The organism is Polynucleobacter yangtzensis (assembly GCF_001595965.1).
In the GTDB taxonomy this organism is placed as follows: Bacteria; Pseudomonadota; Gammaproteobacteria; order Burkholderiales; family Burkholderiaceae; genus Polynucleobacter; species Polynucleobacter yangtzensis.
In genome coordinates, this window is sequence record NZ_LOJI01000034.1 from 1 (window position 1) to 355 (window position 355).

The 355-nt window shown below is 52.1% G+C and carries 1 protein-coding gene; it reads left to right on the forward strand.

What is annotated here, in order from left to right; translation table 11 throughout:
* Positions 1–355, forward strand: a 355-nt coding sequence (locus JaK3_RS06805) for an amino acid adenylation domain-containing protein (RefSeq protein ID WP_150114233.1), incomplete at both ends; no start/stop codon positions are given.

The window sequence follows — 355 nt, forward strand, 5'->3', positions numbered from 1 at the left end:
AGGTCGTGCTGACCAACAAGTGAAGATCCGGGGCTTTAGGATTGAACTAGGTGAAATTGAAGCAGCCCTCTTACAAGCTTGCCCAGAGTTAGCTCAAGTGGCAGTCATTGCTCGTGCTAGCGCGGGCGAACAAAAACTCGTTGCGTATTTAGTCACCCAAGCCAATACGATAGCGCCAAGTGCTAGTCAATTGCGTAGCGCCTTAGGTGACACCTTACCTGAGTACATGGTACCGAGTGCCTTTGTGTATCTCACCACCCTGCCTCTCACCCCCAATGGCAAGCTCGATCGTCGCGCTCTACCAGAACCTGAGTTTGTGACTGATACGGCTTACCGAGCACCTGGCAATGCCAAT